This window comes from Streptomyces sp. 71268, from assembly GCF_029392895.1.
GTDB lineage: Bacteria > Actinomycetota > Actinomycetes > Streptomycetales > Streptomycetaceae > Streptomyces.
Genome location: NZ_CP114200.1, coordinates 4,360,828 through 4,377,728 on the forward strand (window position 1 = coordinate 4,360,828; position 16,901 = coordinate 4,377,728).

The 16,901-nt window shown below is 71.4% G+C and carries 14 protein-coding genes and 1 tRNA gene; 6 read left to right on the top strand and 9 right to left on the bottom strand.

Features of this window, described 5'->3' with window-relative positions:
- Nucleotides 1-609 precede the first annotated feature (609 nt).
- The 4 genes from OYE22_RS16850 to OYE22_RS16865 all read right to left on the bottom strand — a co-directional run bounded on the left by OYE22_RS16850 (nucleotide 610) and on the right by OYE22_RS16865 (nucleotide 3,692).
- Nucleotides 610-1,539, bottom strand: coding sequence for a LysR family transcriptional regulator (locus tag OYE22_RS16850; protein ID WP_277321179.1), 930 nt, complete (start codon nucleotides 1,537-1,539; stop codon nucleotides 610-612).
- Nucleotides 1,540-1,821: 282 nt separating this feature from the next.
- A complete protein-coding gene (locus OYE22_RS16855; protein ID WP_277321180.1) occupies nucleotides 1,822-2,193 on the bottom strand; it encodes a hypothetical protein in 372 nt (123 codons plus the stop codon).
- A 124-nt stretch (nucleotides 2,194-2,317) separates the two neighbouring features.
- Nucleotides 2,318-3,031, bottom strand: coding sequence for a hypothetical protein (locus OYE22_RS16860; protein WP_277321181.1), 714 nt, complete (start codon nucleotides 3,029-3,031; stop codon nucleotides 2,318-2,320).
- Nucleotides 3,032-3,248: 217 nt separating this feature from the next.
- A complete protein-coding gene (locus tag OYE22_RS16865) occupies nucleotides 3,249-3,692 on the bottom strand; it encodes a hypothetical protein (RefSeq protein WP_277321182.1) in 444 nt (147 codons plus the stop codon).
- 763 nt (nucleotides 3,693-4,455) lie between these two features.
- On the opposite strand from OYE22_RS16865, the gene OYE22_RS16870 reads away from it, so the two are divergent.
- The 3 genes from OYE22_RS16870 (at nucleotide 4,456) to OYE22_RS16880 (ending at nucleotide 6,629) form a co-directional block, all read left to right on the top strand.
- Nucleotides 4,456-4,980 carry a hypothetical protein gene (locus OYE22_RS16870; RefSeq protein ID WP_277321183.1) on the top strand — a complete coding sequence of 175 codons (525 nt, stop codon included), beginning with the start codon at nucleotides 4,456-4,458 and terminating at the stop codon, nucleotides 4,978-4,980.
- 554 nt (nucleotides 4,981-5,534) lie between these two features.
- Nucleotides 5,535-5,608: transfer RNA gene (locus OYE22_RS16875), tRNA-Met, on the top strand.
- A 115-nt stretch (nucleotides 5,609-5,723) separates the two neighbouring features.
- A complete protein-coding gene (locus tag OYE22_RS16880) occupies nucleotides 5,724-6,629 on the top strand; it encodes an amidohydrolase family protein (RefSeq protein ID WP_277321184.1) in 906 nt (301 codons plus the stop codon).
- Nucleotides 6,630-6,650: 21 nt separating this feature from the next.
- On the opposite strand, the gene OYE22_RS16885 is transcribed toward OYE22_RS16880, so the two are convergent.
- The 3 genes from OYE22_RS16885 to OYE22_RS16895 all read right to left on the bottom strand — a co-directional run bounded on the left by OYE22_RS16885 (nucleotide 6,651) and on the right by OYE22_RS16895 (nucleotide 8,755).
- Complete coding sequence (locus OYE22_RS16885) at nucleotides 6,651-7,013, bottom strand: DUF4180 domain-containing protein (protein WP_277321185.1); 363 nt, start codon at nucleotides 7,011-7,013, stop codon at nucleotides 6,651-6,653.
- A 132-nt stretch (nucleotides 7,014-7,145) separates the two neighbouring features.
- Complete coding sequence (locus OYE22_RS16890; protein WP_277321186.1) at nucleotides 7,146-7,688, bottom strand: NADPH-dependent FMN reductase; 543 nt, start codon at nucleotides 7,686-7,688, stop codon at nucleotides 7,146-7,148.
- Nucleotides 7,689-7,855: 167 nt separating this feature from the next.
- Complete coding sequence (locus OYE22_RS16895) at nucleotides 7,856-8,755, bottom strand: TIGR03620 family F420-dependent LLM class oxidoreductase (RefSeq protein WP_277321187.1); 900 nt, start codon at nucleotides 8,753-8,755, stop codon at nucleotides 7,856-7,858.
- Between the two features lie 271 nt (nucleotides 8,756-9,026).
- On the opposite strand from OYE22_RS16895, the gene OYE22_RS16900 reads away from it, so the two are divergent.
- From OYE22_RS16900 to OYE22_RS16910, 3 genes are all read left to right on the top strand, one after another.
- Nucleotides 9,027-9,848: a response regulator transcription factor gene (locus OYE22_RS16900; RefSeq protein WP_277321188.1), complete on the top strand. Its 822-nt coding sequence runs from the start codon at nucleotides 9,027-9,029 to the stop codon at nucleotides 9,846-9,848.
- 541 nt (nucleotides 9,849-10,389) lie between these two features.
- Nucleotides 10,390-11,862, top strand: a complete 1,473-nt coding sequence (locus OYE22_RS16905) for an MFS transporter (RefSeq protein ID WP_277324172.1) — start codon at nucleotides 10,390-10,392, stop codon at nucleotides 11,860-11,862.
- A 44-nt stretch (nucleotides 11,863-11,906) separates the two neighbouring features.
- Nucleotides 11,907-12,713, top strand: coding sequence for a TetR/AcrR family transcriptional regulator C-terminal domain-containing protein (locus tag OYE22_RS16910; protein ID WP_187088465.1), 807 nt, complete (start codon nucleotides 11,907-11,909; stop codon nucleotides 12,711-12,713).
- A 129-nt stretch (nucleotides 12,714-12,842) separates the two neighbouring features.
- Here OYE22_RS16910 and OYE22_RS16915 read toward each other — a convergent pair whose 3' ends face one another.
- Nucleotides 12,843-13,781 carry a YceI family protein gene (locus OYE22_RS16915; protein ID WP_277321189.1) on the bottom strand — a complete coding sequence of 313 codons (939 nt, stop codon included), beginning with the start codon at nucleotides 13,779-13,781 and terminating at the stop codon, nucleotides 12,843-12,845.
- Nucleotides 13,782-14,067: 286 nt separating this feature from the next.
- Entirely contained in the window at nucleotides 14,068-16,821 is a 2,754-nt protein-coding gene (locus OYE22_RS16920; RefSeq protein WP_277321190.1) for an MFS transporter, read from the bottom strand.
- Nucleotides 16,822-16,901 lie beyond the last annotated feature (80 nt).

Sequence of the window (16,901 nt, forward strand, 5' to 3'; positions counted from 1 at the left end):
CGGGGCGCCGTACTGCCGCCGTCACGGATACCGCAGCGTGAGCAGACCACCCGCCAGGCCCGGGCCGATGGGGGGCAACTGCTGCCGCGCGGTGGCTCAGCCCGTCGTGGGCGCTCCGCTCTGCTCACCACCATCGGGGCCGAACGTCCGGCCGCGCCGCCGTAGCCAGCAAGGGCATTCTGAGTGTCTAACTGCGTGACAACCACAGCGCACACCGGCGAACAACCACGAACGTGAACGGTCCCTCCGCCGCAGGTCAACGCCCTACCAGCAGTGAGATAGCACGGTGGTCGAGTTGCCTACGGATCAAGAGGTTGCAGGTTCGAATCCTGCCGAGCGCGCAGATGAGGGGCCCCGAATCGGGGCCCCTCTTGTTGTTGTGTGTTGTTCCGCGTGTCTACGGTTTGAAGATCGTCGAGAGACACTTCGCCGTGAGCCCGCCGACAGTCGGCGGAGCCGCGCATCCCTGCGGCTTCTGCCTCGCCACCGCGCAGCTCCAGCGCGGCAACCTGGCCCCAGGCGTGTCAGGCGGGGCTGGGTGGGGTGCGCCGAGCGACGATCCGCCCAGCGTGGGCCGCTGCCGCCTGTTGACGGCAGCCTCTCGCGACCTCAGCAGAGCCCTTTGTCGGTAGGTCGCCTGGTACGCCGTTCCGCGGCCCGGCGCACGAGTATGGCGTGCAGATCCTGCTCTGTCTTGGGCGCTGGGTGTGTGTGACGCCGGTGGATCATCACGCGGAGTTCGGTTGTGTCGTCCGCCAGAGGGCGGTGGCTGATCGCGCCGCCGCGTACCAGCGGGTCGTCGAGGACGCTGTAGTCGGGCAGCACGGTAGCCCCCAGCCCCTCGGCCACCATCAACTTGCACATCTCGGCGCCCTCGGCCGCGTACGACAGGCTCGGGGGCGTGCCGCTGAGAAGCCGGTGTACGAAGCGGTGCATGGCGTAGCCGGACCGCATCATGATCAGCGGCTCGGTCAGTAGGTCGGTGACGGTGACCCTGGTGAGCGCCGCCAACGCGCTGTCCGGGCGCACGCAGACGACCGGGCGTCCGCGAAGCAGTTCGGTGGCTTGCAGAGTCGGGGGCGGCTTGTCGTCATGGAGGTAGCTGATCAAGCCGAGATCGAAACTGCCCTCTGCGAGGCGCTGCTGTATGGCGTCCCGCCCTCCGGCGATCACTTCAACGGGCGTCGAAGGGTGGGTGGCGCGGAACTCGCGGATGGCCGGTGCGAGGAGTGTGACCGTGGCCGCGTTGACCGTACCCAGGCGCAACCTGCGGCTGATGTGGTGCTGTTCGTCGGCTGCTTGGCGCAACTGGTCGACGGCGTTCAGCACTTCCGCGATGTGTGGCAGGAGTTCGCGTCCTTCATCGCTGATTTTCGCGCCGGAACGCTTGCGCTCCAGCAGTTGCACTCCCAGTTCCCGCTCCAGGTTGCGCAGTGTCTCGCTCAGCGCTGGCTGCGATAAGTGCAGTTCTTCCGAGGCGCGGCGCAAGGACCCCAACCGCGTCACCGCCGCCAGGTACTCCAACTGTTCCACGCGCATAACCAGACCTCCGACGCCATCATAAACCGGCCAATTCATCGGGCGAGAAGATGGTGAAAGGCTGACCCAACCGCCGCATCGGAAATTCCTTGCAGAGCCGGTATGGGGAGCACAGCGGAATTCGTGCACGGCGGGGTGTATGACTTGACTGGTGGGACTGCCGTACGTACTAGGCGCTTCATTGTTGCCACGCCTTGGGTTGACGGCCATGCGAGTCGTGAGAGTGGCGCCGTGGCTCGGAAAGGGGGGTGTTTCCCGAGTCGCAGCGCCTCACTGGGGAAATCACAAGGTAGTTCCGGATGTTCCCGCGACAGTTCCGAAGCCGAGCGGTACGGCGAGCAGTAGGTACTGCACCGTGACATGCCCAGCCCGCCGTGCTGCCTGCACGCACCCGGCGGTGGCGATGCCGAACACGGAGGCGAACAACAGAGTGTCCGCCCAGCTCACCTCGCTCCAGGTGGAGGCCACTAGCTGGAGGGTGGTTGAGGCCGCGCCGAACACCGCGGCCCCCGCGAGGACATCGATTCCCCTCAGTGCGGTCGGCTCTGGCCCATCACGTTTGAGAAAGCGCCAGAGCTGGCCGAGGAACAGGCACAAGATGACGGTCTCCACGACCACGGCGAGGACGAACGCCCCCATGAACACGTTCTGCATGCTGCGCTTCCTTCTGGGGCGGATCAGCCACCGCAAGCCTTTGCCAGGCCGGCGACGCCGCTCACGTTGCCGAAGATGGCGATGGCCAGCTTCAGCCGCTCCTCGCGGTTACCGGCCTGCGCGATCAACCTCGCACCCTTGACGACCCCGCCGAACTTGGTCGCCTTGGAGACCAGGAGGCCGTTGCCCGCCACGAAGTACCAACAGCGCCGACGCAGGCTGCTACGCGCTTGCCCTTGTTCCACCAGTCCTTCAGCCCCCTCGATTCCAGATCTTCGAGTCCCGTCAGAACGGAGTCGGAGGCCGAGGCGATCAGGAGTGGCAGCGCCGCTCGCTGCGCGTCGGCGTTGCCCGGGTAGAGGGCTTCGGCAACTTGCCACGGAGACGGGCTCGACGGCAGCGCCAGGAGTCGCTCGTCAAAGCCGGCCTCCTTGATAGCGGCGAGGAGGTCGATCTGATCCTGCGCATCCGCCACCTGCCGGGTTTGCTGCGTGTAATGGGCCTCGGCAGTGTGCTCCCTTGCGGTGGCGGATGCCATAGGCGCTACCACGGCCACCGCTGTGGCGGTAACGGCAACGAGCGTGGAGATGCGTACGGTCTTGTGGTTCACATGGAATTCCTTCGCGGTGGAAATGCGGGCACGGCCGGAAGCCCTTGGTCTGGAAACAAGGTTCTTCGAAATGTCCAGTTTTCCGTACCTGCATATGCCCTTCGGGGCATTCCAGAATTCAAGCTTGCCCGCGACCTTCTGTAAAGAAAGGAATTTCCGATGTGGTGACTGGGGCGCCTTCTCACCGCTTCCTTGCTTGGCTCCAGCGGAAGGGTGAGCATCATCCATGCGGCCCGTCCGCCGCCATCTCTTGTCAATCGGCGCGGCTACGGTTCGAAGTTTTCGTCCATGGCCACCACGCCCGTCTGGATCACGAGCCTGACCTGCCCGCGGTGAACGGTCTCCGTGTCACGGGTGCCCGGGCGCCCGATCGGTCGGGCAGCCTCATCGCTGGGGGCTGCTGGGGCCGACGCGATCGGGACGGGGGGTGTGCGCGTCGTCCGCGTCAGGGGCACGTCTCGTTGTTCTTGACGACGCCGAAGTCCACCTTGCTGTCAGGGGCGTGCGCCCCGGGGTTGGGTGTTTGTGAGCAGATGTGCCAGTTCCGGTCGTAGACCTGGAAGCGGTTCTCGCCCGTCACGTCGTGCGAGGTCAGGTTGTAGAAGCCGGCTTCCTGGGCGGCGTCCTGCGCGGCTTGGAGTTGTCTGCCGACGAAGTCCGGGAGCAGGGCCGTCTTCGTTTTCTCGGTGTTGTCGCGGGTTGGCTCGGGGGTGGGCTTCTCGCTGGGGGTGGCGTCCTCCGGGGCGGGCTTCGGTGTGGCGGGTGTCGCGGGTGTCGTGTCGGGGGTCGGTGTTCGCGACGGCTCGGGTGTCGGCGTCCTGGAGGCGGCTGCTCGGTCGGCGGTCTTGCCGTCGCCTTCGTCGTCGTCGCCAGCAATGGCGCCGACCACGCCGATGGTCAGGAGCGCGGCGAACGTGACAGCGGCGGCGATGAGGGCCTTCCGCCTGCGAGTCCCGCGTGGCGGGGGCGGAGGCTGGGGGCCCAGCGGGGGCTGGTTGGTTGCTGCGAGAAGTCGTTCAAGAGGTCCCCCGGGTATGAAGGTTGTGTATGACGTGTGGGGGGACCGGCAGCGTAGCGGGATGCGGGGCGGGGCGTCAGGCGGACAGACGGTTCGGTTGGCTGGGTGGTGCCGTGGGCGTCGGGGCGCCAAGCGGGGATGGCGGGGAGGCCGACGACGTCGGGCTCTCCGCCCCCTGAGCCGGACGGCAGAGGGACGGTCGCGACTTCGACGGTTCGCGCGGGACTGACCGTCGAACTCCGCCGCGGGCGAGTGGTGGTCAGTGGTCCGCTCGACGCCAGACGTTCTCCGATGTGCCGAGGGAGGCCAACGCGTCTGCTGTGCAGGGTGGTTCGGTAGGGCGAGATGGCCGGCGGGTGGGGTGCGCGCGGAAGCGTCCACTTTTGGCGTCTCGCTGCAAGGAAAATGCTTTTTGCTGAACGGGGAGCAGCCCCTTCTCTTTCGGGGTAGCGTCGTATTGGCCGGCGATTAACGGGATTGTGGATTTCGCGTGGCGCCCGTCAATGTCGTGATGGTGCGTGCACCGTGCGGGTGAATATGTCTGTTCTGCTATTCCTGTATTAACGGATCGGATGCCAGGCTGAACCCGCAAGGCGATAAACGCCTCCGCTTCGATACTCGTTAAGGAGTTTCGTTGACGCACCCTTACCCGCAGCAGGGCTACCCGCCCCCGCCGCCGCCCGGGTACTACCCGCCTCAGCAGCAGCCCGTCGGGTATTACCCGCCGCCGGGGTACTACCCTCCGCCCCCGCCGCCCGGGTACTACCCGCCCCAGCCGCCGCCGCAGCAGGGCGGGGGTTACTACTACCCGCCGCAGCCGCAGCCCAGCGATGAGAAGACGTACCCGAAGCTGACTGCTTCCACGGTCAAGGGCACGGTGCTCGGGCAGGCTCAGGCCCAGATGAGCGCGACTCTCCTGGATGGTGACGGGCAGCCGATCGCCAACCAGCCGATCTCGTTCACGCTGGCTAACGGCCGTCAGTTCGGCACCGCGGTGACCGACTCGACGGGTGTCGCGAACCTCGACAGCGGGTCGAACATCCTGGACCCGCTGACCTGGGTCAACGCCGTCGGCTCCGGCTACCAGGTGCATTACGCGGGCAACAAGAAGTTCATGCCCGCCAATGCGCACGGCAAGATTGAGCCGGCAATCGGCTGACGTCGACGCGTGAGGTGATGTCGGCGGGTTTTTGAGGCGTCGTCGCTCCCCACTGTGGTGCGAAGACTCTTGATTCCTGCTGTGTCGCGGCGGCCTTTGAGCCTTTCGCGTGCCGTTATACGGGCGCGAAGCGGTTCGGAGGTCGTCGCGTCGTTTCCTTTTCTGCTGGGTTTTATCTAGGTCTTTCGGGCTCTGTGGGGTGGGGCGAATATTCTGCCTGTTTCGTGGTGGCGCCTCGAATGTGGGAAGTGCGTGGTTGGCGGGGCGGGCCGGTCGCGCGTCGGGTGTGTGAGGGGGCTGTGGGGTGTGCGAGGCGGGATGTGAGGGAGGCGGGCCGAGGGGCCCGGTATCGGGTGGATGCGGGTGGATGCCGTACGTGGTCGTGGGGCGTAGGCGTTGTGGTGTGTTGTGTCACCGCTGGGGTCGCGGTGTGCGAAGTGGGCTGGCTCTCGGCGGTTCGCAGGCGCGGGGGCAGGCTCGCGGGGAGGCTCTGACCTGCGTCGGAGAATCGATTTCCCTCTGTGGGGAGATTGCCGTAAGGTTGCATTCATCGACGCGGGGTGGAGCAGCTCGGTAGCTCGCTGGGCTCATAACCCAGAGGTCGCAGGTTCAAATCCTGTCCCCGCTACTGAAAGATCGAGGGTCCGGCACCAGGTGCCGGGCCCTCGGTCGTTTTCTGGGTTGGCGCGGGTGCCCGGAGTCGTCTCTGGTGGTCGGTTGGTGGGTCTGGCACGGTTGCTGTCATGGATCTTGCAGGGGGCGAGCGGGAGCGGGTCGTCGGGTTCTGGGGCGAGCTGGGGTTGCCGGGGCTGATCGACGTACACACGCACTTCATGCCCGAGCGGGTGCTCGCCAAGGTCTGGGCGTACTTCGACTCCGCCGGGCCGCTGCTCGGTCGCCCCTGGCCGATCACCTACCGGCAGGAAGAGGACGAACGGCTGGCCACGCTGCGAGGGTTCGGCGTGCGGGCGTTCACGTCCATGGTCTATCCGCACAAGCCCGGCATGGCCGCCTGGCTCAACGGCTGGGCCGCCGAGTTCGCCGCCCGCACGCCCGACTGTCTGCGGACGGCCACCTTCTATCCCGAGCCGGAGGCCGCCGGGTACGTGGTGGAGGCGTTGGCGGGTGGCGCGCGGGTGTTCAAGGCGCATGTGCAGGTGGGCGCGTACGACCCGGCCGATCCGTTGCTCGATCCGGTGTGGGGCGCCATCGCCGAGGCCGGGGTGCCGGTCGTGACGCACTGCGGGTCGGGGCCGGCGCCGGGAGCGTTCACCGGGCCCGGGCCGATCGGGACAGTGCTCGCCCGGCATCCACGGCTGCGGCTGATCGTCGCGCACCTGGGGATGCCGGAGTACACGGAGTTCTTCGACCTGGCCGAGCGGTACCCCGGCGTGTACCTCGACACGACAATGGCGTTCACCGACTTCACCGAGGAGTTCGTACCGTTCCCGCGCGCGGAGCGGGCGCGGCTCGGGACACTCGGGGACCGCGTCCTCTTCGGTAGCGACTTCCCCAACATCCCGTACGGCTACCACCACGCCCTGGACGTCCTCACCCGGCTCGACCAGGACGCGGCGTGGCTGCGCGCGGTCTGTTACGACAACGCCGCCCGGCTGTGGGGGATCGGGCGGCCCGACGCCGCGCCGTGAGGGAGCGGCAGCCGCCGTGGGCTAACCGGCAAGGCGCTCGCGCAGCTCGTCCTCGTCGGCGACGAACCAGGTCTGGCGACCCCGGTTGCACTCCCGGACGAAGTCCCGCAGGGACGAACTGGCCGCTGTCTGGGCGGATATGTCGCCGACCACGGCCAGGCCCACGCGGTAGTTGACGAACTTCTGGACGATGTCGCCGGCGAGCCTGGTGCGCAGCTCGTAGAACGCGGGGGCGAGCCGGTCCGCGGGGACGACGACCCACCGCGCGCCCTGGTACGAGGCGTTGCCGATGAGGTCGAGGGCGTCCTGCTCGGTGGCCAGGGGCTCGCCGTCGGCGGGCAGGACGAAGACGGGTACGTCGTGGATCGTGCGCAGGGCGCTCATGCGATCGGGCTCGTTTCGGGGCGGTCGGCGGGCGGTGGTGAGCGGTGGGCGGGCGGTGGGTGACGGGCGACGGGAGCGGGGTGGGGTGGGCGTGGGCGTGGCGGTGCGCTCGTGCCGGGCCGTGTGGGACGGTCAGCCCTGGGCCGACTTCGTCAGGGCGGACAAGGCCGAGGTCAACTCGGCGCGGGTGGCCTCGTCCCGGACGCGGCCCGTCTCGCGGTCCAGCTTCGTGCCGACCACCGGGATGCGCAGACAGGCGTCGTCGACGAGCTGGGCGTGCAACATGCCGAGGGTCTCGCGCAGTTGGTCGTAGGCGAACTCGCCGCCGGCCGGGTGCGGGGACGCGGTGATGACGGCCGTGGGCTTGCCGCCGAGTTCTCCGGTGCTGACCAGCCAGTCGATGGCGTTCTTGAGCGTGCCGGGCACGCCGTGCGCGTACTCCGGGCTCACGAACAGCAGCGCGTCCGCCTCGGCCACGGCCGAGCGCAGCGCGGCCACCGAGGGGTGCGGTATCGCGTCCTCGCCGTCGAGGTCCTGGTTGAAGTGCGGGAGCGTGCCGATCTCGCCGTACGTCACGGTCCATGTCGAGCGGTCAAGGGTTTCCAGCGCGGTTTCCAGGACCGCCCCGTTGGACGATGTGGCGCGCAGACTGCCGGAGATCGCGAGAATCCTCATGTGCCGACGGTACGGGACGAGGCGCCGGAGCGGACGGGGCGGGAGATCGCCCTGTGGACAACTCCTGTCCTGTGGACAACGGAGTCACCCTTTCCGTCGAGTCGATGGGGCAGGGGCACCCGTCCCGTACCGCTCTCTGCGGGCCGGCTTCGCGGCCTTCGCGGGCGTCAGTCGGTGAGCGGCAGGGCCTCGGCCAGGGTGCGCCACTCGGCGCGCGGGAGTCGCACCGGCTGCTCCCGTTCCTGCCCGGTCACCACCTGTACGGCCAGGTGGTCGGCGCCGGCCGCGCGGAACTCGTCGGCCCGCTCGCGGGCGGCCTCCGGGCTGCCGATGGCGAAGATGGCGTCCAGGAGGCGGTCGCTGCCGCCGTCCGCCAGGTCGTCCTCGGTGAAGCCGAGTCGCAGCAGGTTCTTCGCGTAGTTGGCCAGGCGCAGGTAGAACGACAGGTAGGTGCGGGCGACGGCGCGGGCCCGCTCCGGGTCCGGGTCCAGGACCACCTTGAACTCGGGGGCCAGCACCGCGTCGGGGCCGAGCGTGGCGCGGGCCTGGGCCACGTGCTCGGGCGTGACCAGGTACGGGAGGGCGCCGAGCGCGCGGTCGCGGGAGAGTTCGAGCATCTTGGGGCCGAGCGCGGCCAGCGCCCGCTGGTCCCGGGGGACCGGCGTCGGGGCGGTGTCCAGGGCGGTCAGGTACTCCTTGAGCGCCGAGTACGGGCGGTTCGCCAGCGGGTGGTCGTTCTTCTGGGCGATCTCGTCGTGGCTCACGCCGAGGCCGAGCAGGAACCGGCCCCCGTACGCGGCGTTGACCTCCGCGTGGCGGGCGGCGACGTCCGCCGCGGCGTGGTCCCAGATGCTGAGGATGCTGGTGCCGACGGTGACCCGCTCCGTGCTGGCCAGTAGTGGGACCGCCTGGTCGACCGACGGGCTGCCGCCGATCCACAGCGTCCCGTACCCCAACTCCTCCAGCTCCGCCGCTGCCTCGCCCAACTCCGCTTCGCGCGCCGGGTCGTCCGCGCGCAGGCCCAGGCTCCACACACCGACCCGGCCAAGACGTTCATGAAGTGCCATGCCGGGTACAGCGGGCCCGGTCACGCGCGTATTCCGGCCATGCCGGGTTTTCGTCCCACCGGGTGAGCATGGCCTGAGCTGCGACGTCCCCTCGGCCGCGCCCGGTTGGACCCGGCGGAACCCGCCGGGCCCGTGGGTCCGGTCGGCCCGCCGGAACCGGTCGGTCCGCCGGCCCCGGTCCGCCCGGCCCCCGGCCCGCGCGGCCCCGTTTCTCAGCCGATTCACAGAAAGCCGCAAGGTCCTTCTCACGCTGCCGCTCCACGCTTGCGCCATGGCCACGTCATCGCCCACCGGGCACACCGAGCTGACGCGACCCGACGGCAGCCCCGTACGGGTCCTCGTAGTCGAAGATGAGGCACCGCTCGCCGAGTTGCTGTCGATGGCGCTCCGGTCCGAGCGCTGGGACGTGCGCACGGCGGGCGGGGGCGGCGGGGTCGCGGGGGCGGCCCGCGCCTTCCGGCCCGACGCCGCCGTCCTGGACCTCTCGCTGCCGGACGCCGACGCCCGCTCCGCGCTGGCCGGGCTGCGCCGCGAAGTGCCCGGCGTGCCGGTGCTGTTCCTGGCCTCGCGGGAGGCCGCGCGGGAGCGGGCCGTGGGGCTGACGGCGGGCAGCGACGCGTACGTCACCAAGCCGTTCGGGGTCGAGGAGGTCATCGCGGGGCTGCGCGGGTTGCTGCGGCGCTCGGCGGCACCGACCACGCGCGCGGGGTCGGTGCTCACCGTCGGCGACCTGACGTTGAACGAGGACAGCCAGGAGGTCGTGCGTGGCGGCATGCCGATCCGGCTCACGGCCACCGAGTACGAGTTGCTGCGCTTCCTGATGCGCAACCCGCGTCGGGTGCTGAGCAAGGCGCAGATCCTGGACCGGGTGTGGAGCTACGACTTCGGCGGCCGGCCCAACGTCGTCGAGCTGTACATCTCCTATCTGCGGCGGAAGATCGACGCCGGCCGGTCGCCGATGATCCACACCCGGCGCGGCATGGGCTACCTGATCAAGGCCGCCGACGCGGCGCCGGAGCCGGCGCCCGCGCCGAAGGCGACGTCGCGGCGCGGGTCGCGTGCGAGGTCGCAGGCCGCGCCCGAACCGGTGTGAGGCGGTGGGGGCCCGGCACCGGGCCGGTCCGAGCCGGCCGGACCGGGCGGCCTGAGCCCGACGGCCTGGTCCGGCCGAGTCCGACGGCCCGACGGCCTGGGCCCGCCGGGGTGATGGCCTGGGCCCGGCAGCGCGCCGACTATACAGCGTAGAGGGGACTCCTATACGGTGTACGTCGCTGTGTTCGTACACCGTTTAAGGACGTGCTCATGGCCGCCGTTCCCCCCTCGCCCGATCGCCCCTCGTCCGCCGACGGCCCCCCGCTCCGCGCCGGCCGCGCGGCGCCCGACGCGGACGCCCCTGACTCCCCCGCCAAGGCGCCGAGCGCGGCCCCCGGCACACCCCCGCCGCGCGTCGCGGCGGCGTGCCCGCGCCCGCGCCGCCCACCGACGCCCAGGGCACCTCCCCCACCGACACCGCGAACACCTCCCCGAGCGGCGCCGAGCCGGACGCCTCCCCGAGCGGCGCCGAGCCGCCGGGGTCCCGGGGCGGCGGGGCGGCCGGTACGGACGAGGCGCCCGCGCGGCATCCGCAGCGCTGGCTGATCCTCGCCGTCATCTGCCTCGCGCAGCTCACCGTGTTGCTCGACAACACCATCCTCACCGTCGCCGTGCCCTCGCTCACCCGCGAGATGGGCGCGAGCACCGCCGACGTCCAGTGGATGATCAACGCCTACGCGCTGGTGCAGTCCGGGTTGCTGCTCACCGCCGGCAGCGCGGCCGACCGGTACGGCCGTAAGAAGATGCTGGTCACCGGGTTGCTGGTGTTCGGTGTCGGCTCGGTGGCCGCCGCGTACGCGCAGTCGCCCGGACAGTTGATCGCGGCCCGCGCCGGGATGGGCGTGGGTGGCGCGCTGCTGATGACCACCACGCTGGCCGTCGTCGTGCAGGTCTTCGCCGAGGACGAGCGCACCAAGGCCATCGGGCTGTGGGGCGCGGTCGGTTCGCTGGGGTTCGCGGCCGGGCCGCTGATCGGCGGCTCGTTGCTCAACCACTTCTGGTGGGGCGCGATCTTCCTGATCAACGTGCCGGTGGCGCTGATCGGGGTGGTCGCCGTGGTCCGCATGGTGCCCGAGTCGCGCAGCGGCGCCGGGGAGCGGCCCGACCTGCCGGGCGCGTTGCTGTCCACGGTCGGCATGAGCGGCGTCGTCTTCGCGATCATCGCCGGGCCGGAGCACGGCTGGCTCTCGGCCCGGGTGCTGGTCGCCGCGGCCGTCGGGCTGATCGCGCTGGCCGCCTTCGCCGCCTGGGAGCGGCACGTCCCGTACCCGATGCTCGACCTCAGCTTCTTCGAGGACCGGCGCTTCGTCGGGGCGGTGGCCGGCGGCATCCTGATCGCCTTCGGCATGGGCGGCTCGCTGTTCCTGCTCACCCAGCACCTGCAACTGGTCCTCGGCTACGAACCGTTGGCCGCCGGCCTGCGCACCGCGCCGCTGGCCCTGATGATCGTGGTGCTCAACCTGAGCGGCGTCGGCGCCCGGCTGCTGACCCGGTTCGGCACGCCCAGCACCATCCTGGCCGGCATGACGATGATCGCCGGCGGCCTGGCGGTCGTCGGGCTGCTGGGCCGGGACGGGTACGGCGGCGTGCTGGCGGGCCTGGTGCTGATGGGGTCCGGGATGGCGGTGGCGATGCCGGCCATGGCCACCGCGATCATGTCGGCCATCCCGCCGGCCAAGGCCGGTGTCGGGGCCGGTGTCAACGGCACGCTGACCGAGTTCGGCAACGGCCTCGGTGTCGCCACCCTCGGCGCGGTCCTCGGCTCCCGCTTCGGCGCGCTGCTGCCCGCCGCCGCGGCCGGCGCCGGCTCGCTGCCGACCGCGCTGGAGCGGGTGGACACCGCGTCCGACCGGGTCGCCGTGCACGACGCGTTCGCCAGCGGCATCCAGGCCAGCGAGCTGGTCGGGGCGGGCGCGGTGTTCCTCGGGGGCGCGCTGGCGGCGCTGCTGCTGTGGCGAGCGGAACGTACGGCGGAGCCCGTACGGAAGGCCGACGGGGTGGCTGGCGCGGCATAGCATCGGGTACGGGTACCGGGCGGGCGATCGATGGAGGAGCGCGGATGGCAACCGGCAGCGGCACGAGCAGGCCACGGCCCAGCGTGTGGTTGGCCGGGCCGTCGAGCGGGAAGCGGAAGGCCGACCAGCCCGCCGGGCTGGACCGGGTGAAGATCATCGCGGCGACGGTGCGACTGCTGGACGCGGAGGGCATGGCCCGGTTCTCCATGCGCCGGCTCGCGGCCGAACTCGGGGTCACCGCCATGTCCGTCTACTGGTACGTGGCCACCAAGAACGACCTGCTCGAACTCGCCCTCGACGAGGTCAACGGCGAGATGCGGCTGCCGGCCGACGGCGAGGTCGACGAGGCGGGCCACCTGGTCGACTGGCGCGACCAGCTCCGCCAACTCGCCAGCGAGTACCGGAAGATCCTCGTCCAGCACCCGTGGGTGTCGCAGCTGGTCGGCGAGTACCTGAACATCGGCCCGAACGCGCGGGCCTTCGCCGAGGCCGCGCAGCGGGTCATCCGCCGCAGCGGCGTGCCCGACGAGGGCATGACGGGCGCGCTGAGCGTGGTCTTCCAGTTCGTCTACGGCTTCGGCACGATCGAGGGCCGCTTCGCGCTGCGCTGCCGGGAGGCCGGCATCAGCCAGGACGACTACTTCTTCCACGTCATGGACACCATCGAGGCCGACCCCGAGCTTGAGGAGTCCTTCGGCAATGCCAGCCGGATCATGCGCGCCCGGGGCGGCTCGACGGTGGAGGAGATGCGCGAGCGCGACTTCGCCTTCGCCCTGGAGATGGTCATCGCGGGCCTTGAGGTCATGCGCGAGCGCGCGGGCCACCCGGCCGACGCGGCGCGCGAGGCGTAGGGCGGCCACCTGCCGTTCGTACGGTCCCGGCGGCCGGACCCGCGCCCTGCCCACAACACGCGCGGGCGCCCGCCGTAGGGGATGCGCGGCGGGCGCCCGGGCCGGGTGCTGGGCAGGAGGGGGTGGGCGCTACGCCGTCTGCGGCGGCAGGTCGCCCTGGACGGTCTGGATGTCGAGTTCGACGCGCAGCGTCGTGCCGATGGCCGCGATGCCCGCCGCGACCACCTGGTTGTAGTGCATGGCGAAGTCCTCGCGGCGCAGCTCGGCCGTCGCCCGGTACGCGGCGCGCACCCCGCCCCACGGGTCCTGGCCGGTGCCCAGGTACGTGAGGTCCAGGTCTACCCGCCGTACGACGCCGCGCATCGTCAGGTCGCCGTGCACGGTCCAGCGGTCGGAGCCGACCGGGGTGAGCCCGGTGCTGGCGTACGTGATCTGGGGGAACTGGGCCACGTCCAGGAAGTCGGCCGAGCGCAGGTGGCCGTCGCGCATGTCGTTGCCGCTGTCGATGCTGGCCGCCTCGATGACCGCCGTCACGCGGGACTGCTCGATGTCCTCGGCGATCTCCACCTGGCCGGCGAAGCCGAGGAACCGGCCCCGGATGCTGGAGATGCCCAGGTGTTGGGCGATGGCCGTAACCGAGGAGTGCACCGGGTCCAGCGACCAGGTGCCCGGCGGCGGCAGCTCCACGCCGCCCTGCCGGGCCAGCACCAGGGTGCCGACGTCGGCCTGGCCGGCGGCCGTGACCAGGGCGGTGGCGGCGGCCGGCGCGTAGCCGACGGCGGTGGCGATCACCGTGTACGGGCCCGGCGGCAGCGGCTCGCCGGTGCGCACCACGCCCTCCTCGTCGGCCGCCGCCCGCGCCACCTGCTGGCCCGCCATGTCGGTGACGGTCAGCACGGCGTGTCGCACGGCCCAGTTGTCGCGCGTGCGTACCCGGGCGCGCAGCCCGCCCCGGGCGCCGTCCGCGCCGGCCGCCGGGCCGGCGCCGGCGTGGCCGTCCCCGGCCTCCGTTGGCGTGCCGTGCGCGCCCTCGCCCGCCCGGCCGTGGCCCGCTCCCATGGTCGTCATGCCGTTCCCGCTCCCGAGTTGCGGCACCGTCGCGGGTGCCGGATCGATCGTTGTCGCGGGCGGGCCGGCGGTCGATCCGCCGGCGTGCGCCCGTGCGTGGAGTGCGGTCACGGCGGCGGCGAGCAGGCCGTCCCCTGCCTGTGCGCTCGCCGCCGCCGCGACCCTGTGGGCCCACTCCAGGCCCCGGGGCCCTCCACAGACCCCGCTCCGGCTCCGGGCGCTTCGCTCGACCCCCGTCGTGGTGCGGGGATCGTTCGCTCAGCGGGCGCCCGGGGCCGGGGTCGTGTCAGCGACCGGTCGGGTCGCCGTCGCCCGTCGCCCGCAGGCGGTCGGTGCCGTCCGGGTGGGCGAGGGTGATGTCGTGGTCGTCGACGCCGGGCCCGGAGACCGGCAGCGCCGTGGACACCGCCGGGTAGCCGCTGGCGATGACCGTGTAGTCGCCGGCGTCCAGGTCGGTGAAGGCGTACGCGCCGTCGTCGCCGGTGCCGGTGATGGCCACGACCTGCCCGGCCGCGTCCACCAGCGTGACCCGCGCGTCCGCCAGCGGCCTGCCGTCGGCGCCGGCCCGTACGGTGCCCCGCACCCGGGCGCCCGAGCGCAGTTCGACCTCGACCCGGGTGTTGCCCTGGCAGCCGACCTCGACCGGCAGCGCGGCGGGCCGGTAGCCGAGGGCGTTGACGGCGAGCGTGAAGGTGCCGGGGGCCAGCTCGGTGAAGGCGAACTCGCCCCGCGCGCCGGTCGCCCCGCTGGCCAGCACGTCGCCCCTGGCGTCGGCGACCACGACCATGGCCGCCTCCACCGGCAGCCCGTCGGCGGCCCCGCGCACCGCGCCGGTCAGCCCGCTGACGCCGGCGAGCAGCACGTCGTGGGCGAGCGGCTGCTGCCCGACGACGACGGTGGCCGCCTGCGGCTGGTGCCCGTCGGCCGCCGCGATCAGCACGTACGAGCCGGCGCCCGGCGCCTGGAGCGCGTACGAGCCGTCCTGTGTCGCGACGGCGCGGCCGAGCTGGTCGCCGCCCTGGGAGATCAGCGTGACGGCGGAGCCGGGGACTCCGGCGCCGTCGCCGCCGCGTATCCGCCCGTGGATCGACACGCCGCCGCCGGCCTCGCCGGCCGCAGCCCGCGCCACGGCCTGCTGCTCCTCGGCCACGGCGGCCGGCTGCGGCACGCCGGCCGTGCCGAGCGCGACCGTCGCCTGGTCGGGGCCCGGGGCCACCGGGCCGCTGCCGTTCGGCGTGGCGGCGCCCGTGGGGGCTCCCGCCTCCTCGGCCCGCGCGCCGGCGGCGCCGACCGCGGCGAGCACCAGGGTGCCCTCCCGGCCCTCCCGGTCTTCCCGACCCTCCTGGTCAGCGGAGGCGCCCGGCGCGGGGTCGGTGTCCTTGGCGAGCGGCGCGGAGGCCGCGGCCACCCGGGGCTCGGTCGGCGCGGCGTCGTGGCCGGCGACCCTCGTCTGGAGGGCGACCTCCTTGATGAACAGCGTCACCAGGCAGGCCAGCAGGGCGGCCGGGGCCGCGTACAGGAAGATGTCGCCCACGCCGTGCCCGTACGCGCTCTCGATGACGGTGCGCACCGGCGGCGGGAGCTCGTCCAGCTTGGGGATGCCGCCACCGCCGCTGCCGGCGGACGGCGGGACCTGGCCGCCCTGCTCGGCGAGTTCGCGGAAGCCGTCCTTCGAGTACTGCGTGACCCGGTGGGCGAGCACCGCGCCGAGCGCGGAGACGCCGACCGCGCCGCCGAGCGAGCGGAAGAAGGTGACGACGGAGCTGGCGGCGCCGAGGTCGCTCGGAGCGACCTGGTTCTGCGTGCAGAGCACCAGGTTCTGCATCATCATGCCGATGCCGAGGCCCATCAGGACCATGTAGACCGACATGTGCCAGTACGCGGTGTCGTAGCGCAGCGTGCCCAGCAGCCCCATGCCGGCGGTGAGCAGCACGCCGCCGCTGACCAGCCACGCCTTCCAGCGGCCGGTCTTGGTGATGACCTGCCCGGAGACGGTCGACGACACCACGAGGCCCAGGATCATCGGGATGGTCATGACGCCCGACATCGTTGGCGACTCACCGCGCGCCAACTGGAAGTACTGGCTGAAGAAGACCGTGCCGGCGAACATCACGATGCCGACGAAGAGGCTGGCGACCGAGGCCAGGGTGATCGTCGCGTTGCGGAACAGCCGCATCGGAATGATCGGCTCCGCGGCCCGCGACTCGACCCACACGAACACCAGGCCGAGCAGGACCGAACCGCCGACCATGGCGTAGGTCTGCCAGGAGATCCAGTCGTAGTTGTCACCGGCCAGCGTTACCCAGATCAGCAGCAGCGACACGGCGGCGCTGATGAAGAACGCGCCCGCCCAGTCCACCTTCACGTCGCGCTTGACGACCGGGAGGCTCAGCGTCTTCTGGAGCACGATCAGGGCGACGATGGCGAACGGCACGCCGACGTAGAAGCACCAGCGCCAGCCGAGCCAGCTCGTGTCGGTGATCACACCGCCGAGCAGCGGGCCGCCGACAGTGGCGGCGGCGAAGGTGGCGCCGAGGTAGCCGCTGTACCGGCCGCGCTCGCGCGGCGAGATCATCGCGGCCATCACGATCTGCGCGAGGGCGGTGAGCCCGCCGACGCCGATGCCCTGCACCACGCGGCACGCGATCAGCATCGACGTGTTCTGCGAGAGCCCGGCGATGACCGACCCGGCCATGTAGATGACCAGGGACATCTGGACCAGCAGCTTCTTGCTGAACAGGTCGGCGAGCTTGCCCCACAGCGGGGTGGAGGCGGTCATCGCGAGCAGCGCCGCGGTGACCACCCAGGTGTACGAGCTCTGGCTGCCGCCCAGGTCGCTGATGATCTGCGGCAGGGCGTTGGTGACGATCGTGGACGACAGGATCGCGACGAACATGCCGAGCAGCAGCCCGGACAGCGCCTCCAGGATCTGCCGGTGGGACATGGGCCCGGCGGGGGAGGCGTGGGAGGCGCCCGCGGCGTGCTTCCCGCCCACGGAGGGCTCCGCTCCCCGCACACCGGGTGGTGTGGTCGTTGCCATTGAGTTCCTTCTCGCCTATCGCTTCGCGGGTGTACGGGTGATGTCGTCGTCCGCCGACGGGGGCGGACCCGGGTCGGGCG

What these genes read in the sequence shown, in the direction of transcription:
- OYE22_RS16860 (WP_277321181.1), bottom strand. Translation starts at nt 3,031, where the DNA reads ATGGATGATGCTCACCCTTCCGCTGGAGCCAAGCAAGGAAGCGGTGAG.
- OYE22_RS16880 (WP_277321184.1), top strand. Translation starts at nt 5,724, where the DNA reads ATGGATCTTGCAGGGGGCGAGCGGGAGCGGGTCGTCGGGTTCTGGGGC.
- OYE22_RS16895 (WP_277321187.1), bottom strand. Translation starts at nt 8,755, where the DNA reads ATGGCACTTCATGAACGTCTTGGCCGGGTCGGTGTGTGGAGCCTGGGC.
- OYE22_RS16900 (WP_277321188.1), top strand. Translation starts at nt 9,027, where the DNA reads ATGGCCACGTCATCGCCCACCGGGCACACCGAGCTGACGCGACCCGAC.
- OYE22_RS16850 (WP_277321179.1), bottom strand. Translation starts at nt 1,539, where the DNA reads ATGCGCGTGGAACAGTTGGAGTACCTGGCGGCGGTGACGCGGTTGGGG.
- OYE22_RS16890 (WP_277321186.1), bottom strand. Translation starts at nt 7,688, where the DNA reads ATGAGGATTCTCGCGATCTCCGGCAGTCTGCGCGCCACATCGTCCAAC.
- OYE22_RS16855 (WP_277321180.1), bottom strand. Translation starts at nt 2,193, where the DNA reads ATGCAGAACGTGTTCATGGGGGCGTTCGTCCTCGCCGTGGTCGTGGAG.
- OYE22_RS16885 (WP_277321185.1), bottom strand. Translation starts at nt 7,013, where the DNA reads ATGAGCGCCCTGCGCACGATCCACGACGTACCCGTCTTCGTCCTGCCC.
- OYE22_RS16910 (WP_187088465.1), top strand. Translation starts at nt 11,907, where the DNA reads ATGGCAACCGGCAGCGGCACGAGCAGGCCACGGCCCAGCGTGTGGTTG.
- OYE22_RS16920 (WP_277321190.1), bottom strand. Translation starts at nt 16,821, where the DNA reads ATGGCAACGACCACACCACCCGGTGTGCGGGGAGCGGAGCCCTCCGTG.
- OYE22_RS16915 (WP_277321189.1), bottom strand. Translation starts at nt 13,781, where the DNA reads ATGACGACCATGGGAGCGGGCCACGGCCGGGCGGGCGAGGGCGCGCAC.